This window comes from Algoriphagus sp., from assembly GCF_029254265.1.
GTDB lineage: Bacteria > Bacteroidota > Bacteroidia > Cytophagales > Cyclobacteriaceae > Algoriphagus.
Genome location: NZ_JAQWXX010000037.1, coordinates 1 through 4,545, shown reverse-complemented (window position 1 = coordinate 4,545; position 4,545 = coordinate 1). Strand labels below are relative to the sequence as shown.

Sequence of the window (4,545 nt, the reverse complement as noted above, 5' to 3'; positions counted from 1 at the left end):
CATCTACCAATTTACGCTTGAATTCTTCAGAATACTTCCGGTATGGATTGATCCTTTTTCCCGTTTTTAGCATTTTTCAAGTAGCTTTAAAACGGTCAACCTATATCAGGGAATGACATGGGAGATTAGAGAATTAGAGATTAGAGAATGGGAGGAAATCCAATTTTAAGATCTGAATTAATAAAAGTGTCTTGGTCCTTTAATCATCTTGCAAATCCTAGATCGTTTAGCATTCGCAATCATTGACTAAGTTTTTGATTCCTTTTCGGGTGCTGATGCTGACGGCTTTGGAAAGTGAGGCGAAATTCAAACTCATGCTTTCCCCGTCACCCAAAGGAATGGGAAGACCATCGATAGTGGTATTTACCGCATAATCAGAAATAATTTCACCGGTAGCGGTTTCCATAAGCGCAATTCTTAGGGAATTGCTGATCTGTGTGTCATTTTCCCAATAGGTGGAAGACGCTAGGTCTGAGGGATCGCTATTTTCCCAATTCCCTGTCCAGCGTAATTCGCCTAGACTGAGACCCAGAAGATAGGGTATTCCCAGTTCCAGGTTGATGTTTGCACGCTGAATCGGATCATTTACATCTTTAATTCCTGCCTTTAGCAATTCATAGTCCATCTGATCATACAGCGCCACATTCGTAAATCCTTCTTCTCTAAAGATTTCCAGAATCATGGCTTCGAGACGATTTTGATCAGAAATAGAAAGCTGTCTGAAGCTTTCTTGCCAGTTTAATGGAAGTAGGAGTATTCCATCGGTTTTGCTTAGGCAGATGTGGCATTTTATCCGAGGGTATATTTTCGTAGAAGAACAAGAGGCCAAAAACCCTACAAGTGCGAGGATAAATAGTATTTTTTTCAATTTTCTATTCGGAATTGAGAATTAGGCTTTGGATTCTGAAATGGTCAATTTTCTTGACCAATTGCTAGCCAGACCCACGACTGCTATGAGTTGAAAAAGAATAGCAAACCCAAGAATCAAATCTGAGTTGGGATTGTCCATGATTTTGAAACACCCACCAATAAATACTCCCGAGAAGCTCTGGAAAAGCAGGCGAAGCATTAATTTTTGGCGTTTAGTAAATATCATATCTATTGTTAGGGTTTTTTTAAGTTTTCAATAATGCTAAAAGTTTCTCTGGGTCCCGCCTAGTATCCCAAAATCCAATGACAATTATTTCGGGAAGATTTAGCTGGTAAATAATCGCATAATGGCCAAGAAAAATTACTCTTGAATCGAGGAAATCTGTCCTTTTTCCGATCTCTGGATTTTTTTTTACTATAGCGATTCGACTTCGGATTTGAAGATTTAATTTTTTAGAATAAGACTTGCTTTTGTTACGACCGTTCCAATAATCAAAAATGGAATCTCTTTGCCTAACGGCTGTTTTTGTCCAAAAAATTTCTATTTCATCCATTTTTCATCTTTAGATTCCAATTCTTTTTCAGAAATAAGATCTCCTTTGTCAATATCTTTTTGACTCATCTTTAACATTTCGATTTGAAAGGAATTTAAATGAAGATTTTCCTCAGATTGACTCGAAGATAGAAGCGTTTCTATAGCTTGTAGGAGCTTTTCATTTTCAGAAACCTGAATTCTATCGATGAGGCGAGACTTAATTTTACCGAGTGCATTCATAGTTTTTATTGTCAAACTGTAGTTCTAAATATAACTCAAAATTCTATTCTTTTTTCACTTCCTCGGATGAAAATCCGTCAGCACCTGCCTCAGGTAATCCCGATCCAAATGGGTGTAAATCTCCGTGGTGGTGATGCTTTCATGGCCGAGCATTTCCTGAACGGCCCTCAAGTCCGCACCACCTTCAATCAGATGTGTGGCAAAGGAATGTCGGAAGGTATGTGGGCTGATATTCTTGTTAATTCCGGCTTGCTCTGCGGTTTTTTTGATGATCAGAAAAATCATCACTCGGGTAAGTTTTTTGCCTCTGCGATTCAGAAAAACAAATTCCTCATGCCCCTTGGCTATGGTTTGGTGCACCCGAACTTCCTCCTGATAAATTTTCAAATAGCGCAATGCATCCTTTCCTATGGGCACCAAGCGCTCTTTATTTCCTTTACCCACGACCCGAAGAAACCCAATATCTTCGAAGATTTGACCATTCTTGAGTTCGGTGAGCTCGGAAACCCGAAGTCCTGAGCTGTAAAGCATTTCCAACATCGCCCTGTTGCGGTGGCCTTCAGGTTCACCAAGTGGGATAGCTTCCAGTAGTTGTTCGATTTCAATGAAGCTCAAGGTGTCCGGAAGTTTTCTTCCGAGTTTTGGTGCTTCCAAGAGTTGGGAAGGATCCTCCGAAATATGATCCTCATATATCAAGTATTTGTAGAAAGCTTTGACGCCTGAAATGATCCGAGCTTGAGTGTAATCTGAGATTTCGAGTTGGGCCAGCGCATTGACAAAGCGACGCAGATGCTCTAATTCCAATTCCAAGGGGCTTTTCTCAGGAAAATTCTGCTCTGAAAAACCAGCTAACTTCTCCACATCCCGAGTGTAAGCCTCGATAGAGTTTTCGCTCAAGGAACGCTCCAGCTTGAGGTAGTGCCTGAATTGTTTGATATGGTTTTGCCAGGTTTTATTCATTGAAAGATTTAAAAATGGAAATATTGGAAAATTAGGTTGTAAAGTTGGAAGGTTCAAATGTTGAAAGGTTTTAACTTGTCAATGAGAAACCAATTACCTTTAAGTACAAATTACTAACCAAAATTTGCTTTGAAAATCCAGATCATCAACGGCCCCAATCTCAATCTACTTGGGAAGCGCGAACCGGAAGTTTATGGCAGCACCTCTTTTGAGGATTATCTAGAAGACTTGAAAAGCCAATTTCCTGAGCATGACATCCATTATTATCAAAGTAATGTGGAGGGAGAACTGATCAATAAGATTCATGAAGTTGGTTTTTCTTATGATGCGATTCTATTGAATGCTGGAGGCTTCACGCATACTTCGGTTGCGATTTCGGATGCAATTGCCGGAGTAACTACCCCGACACTTGAGGTGCATATTTCGAATATTTACAAGCGGGAAGAGTTTCGCCATAAAAGTATCATTTCCAAATCCTGCGTAGGGATGATTTCAGGTTTAGGCTTGAAAGGCTACGCACTCGGCATCCAATATTTCCTTTAATTCTCAGACCTATGTTGACTTTTGCTCCCGGGCCATCCAAAGTTTATGATGCCCTTCCTACCTATTTACAAGATGCTTTTAATGAAGGAATCCTAAGTGCAAATCACCGCAGCGGGCCTTTTATGAAGTTGTATCAGGAGACCGAATCCCTGATGCGGCAGAAGCTGCATATGCCGGAGGATTACTCCCTTTTATTTACTTCTTCAGCGACTGAAAATTGGGAAATTATCTCTCAATCCATTGTTGAATCAGCCAGTTTTCATATTTACTCCGGTTCATTCGGAAAGAAATGGATTGGCTTTGCACAGCATATTATCCCTGCCAGTAAAGGGATGAAAATCGAAGCAAATCAAGAAATCGATGTGGAAAATCTGGAAATCCAGGAAGAATTTGATCTAATCGCATTGACGCAAAATGAGACTGCAAATGCCTCTCAAGTTCCGATGACTGTGATAGAAGCAATCAAAGAAAAATTTCCCGAGAAAATGATTGCGGTGGATACGACCTCATCCATGGCAGGAATTGAGTTTGACTTCTCGTTGGCAGATATTTGGTATGCTTCGGTGCAGAAATGCTTTGGGCTTCCGGCTGGTTTGGGGATCCTCATTCTTTCTCCAAAAGCAATTGAAAAAACGGAGCGCAAAGGAGAAATCGGTCGCTACAATAGCTTGAATTTTATGATCGAAAATGCGAGAGGCTATCAAACCCACTACACGCCAAATGTCCTTGGGATCTATCTGCTTAATCGTGTTTTGAGAGATATGCCTGAAATTCAGCACATCGATGCCAATCTTCGAGAGCGCATGCACAAACTTGAAAACTGCATTGCAAAGACGAAATCCCTTCGAATGCTGGTGACCAATGATGCTACTCGAAGCACCACAGTAATGGGGGTGACAGGTCCTGAAGAGGTGATCACCAAAGTGAAGAATGAAGCAAAAGCTGCCGGAATGGAACTGGGCAGTGGCTATGGTCCTCTGAAGCCTACCTCTTTCCGAATCGCTAATTTCCCTGCGATCACCAATGCGGAGATGGATCGATTGATTGAGTTTTTGAGTAAGTATTAACCATTATCAACCTTTGAGGTCTCCAAGACCTCGAAGGTTTTTCAATTTTTTTCACCGCTGAGAACACAAAGGATATAATTCTAAAATTAAAAGATTTGAAAATTGAAAAATTGTGCCAACGCTGGCTTCGTACATAAACGCTTTAGGGTTTAAATACCACTGATTAAATTGATTTGCCTTTTCCGGTAAGGGGGTATTAATCATTCACCACTTTTGTCATTCCCTGATATAGGTTGACCGTTTTAAAGCTACTTGAAAAATGCTAAAAACGGGAAAAAGGATCAATCCATACCGGAAGTATTCTGAAGAATTCAAGCGTAAATTGGTAGA

7 protein-coding genes are annotated in these 4,545 nt (G+C 40.5%); 2 read left to right on the top strand and 5 right to left on the bottom strand.

Annotated features, from left to right (window positions below):
* Window positions 1-226: 226 nt before the first annotated feature.
* From P8O16_RS04815 to xerD, 5 genes are read right to left on the bottom strand one after another with little or no spacing between them, the layout of a single operon-like run.
* Window positions 227-868, bottom strand: a complete 642-nt coding sequence (locus P8O16_RS04815; protein WP_300311433.1) for a hypothetical protein — start codon at window positions 866-868, stop codon at window positions 227-229.
* Between the two features lie 21 nt (window positions 869-889).
* Window positions 890-1,096, bottom strand: a complete 207-nt coding sequence (locus tag P8O16_RS04810; protein ID WP_300311431.1) for a hypothetical protein — start codon at window positions 1,094-1,096, stop codon at window positions 890-892.
* A gap of 19 nt (window positions 1,097-1,115) precedes the next feature.
* Window positions 1,116-1,424, bottom strand: a complete 309-nt coding sequence (locus tag P8O16_RS20530) for a type II toxin-antitoxin system RelE/ParE family toxin (protein WP_367182798.1) — start codon at window positions 1,422-1,424, stop codon at window positions 1,116-1,118.
* A complete protein-coding gene (locus tag P8O16_RS04805; RefSeq protein WP_300311429.1) occupies window positions 1,412-1,645 on the bottom strand; it encodes a hypothetical protein in 234 nt (77 codons plus the stop codon). The genes P8O16_RS20530 and P8O16_RS04805 overlap by 13 nt, the downstream gene beginning before the upstream one ends.
* Before the next feature lie 54 nt (window positions 1,646-1,699).
* Window positions 1,700-2,605 (bottom strand): site-specific tyrosine recombinase XerD, encoded by a 906-nt coding sequence (gene xerD, locus P8O16_RS04800; protein ID WP_300311427.1) that lies wholly within the window; start codon window positions 2,603-2,605, stop codon window positions 1,700-1,702.
* 129 nt (window positions 2,606-2,734) lie between these two features.
* Between xerD and aroQ the strand changes: the two genes are divergently transcribed.
* Both aroQ and P8O16_RS04790 read left to right on the top strand, forming a co-directional pair.
* Entirely contained in the window at window positions 2,735-3,148 is a 414-nt protein-coding gene (gene aroQ, locus P8O16_RS04795; protein WP_300311425.1) for a type II 3-dehydroquinate dehydratase, read from the top strand.
* Window positions 3,149-3,159: 11 nt separating this feature from the next.
* A complete protein-coding gene (locus tag P8O16_RS04790; protein WP_300311423.1) occupies window positions 3,160-4,215 on the top strand; it encodes an aminotransferase class V-fold PLP-dependent enzyme in 1,056 nt (351 codons plus the stop codon).
* Window positions 4,216-4,545: the final 330 nt, after the last annotated feature.

What these genes read in the sequence shown, in the direction of transcription:
- P8O16_RS04810 (WP_300311431.1), bottom strand. Translation starts at nt 1,096, where the DNA reads ATGATATTTACTAAACGCCAAAAATTAATGCTTCGCCTGCTTTTCCAG.
- P8O16_RS20530 (WP_367182798.1), bottom strand. Translation starts at nt 1,424, where the DNA reads ATGGATGAAATAGAAATTTTTTGGACAAAAACAGCCGTTAGGCAAAGA.
- P8O16_RS04805 (WP_300311429.1), bottom strand. Translation starts at nt 1,645, where the DNA reads ATGAATGCACTCGGTAAAATTAAGTCTCGCCTCATCGATAGAATTCAG.
- xerD (WP_300311427.1), bottom strand. Translation starts at nt 2,605, where the DNA reads ATGAATAAAACCTGGCAAAACCATATCAAACAATTCAGGCACTACCTC.
- P8O16_RS04790 (WP_300311423.1), top strand. Translation starts at nt 3,160, where the DNA reads ATGTTGACTTTTGCTCCCGGGCCATCCAAAGTTTATGATGCCCTTCCT.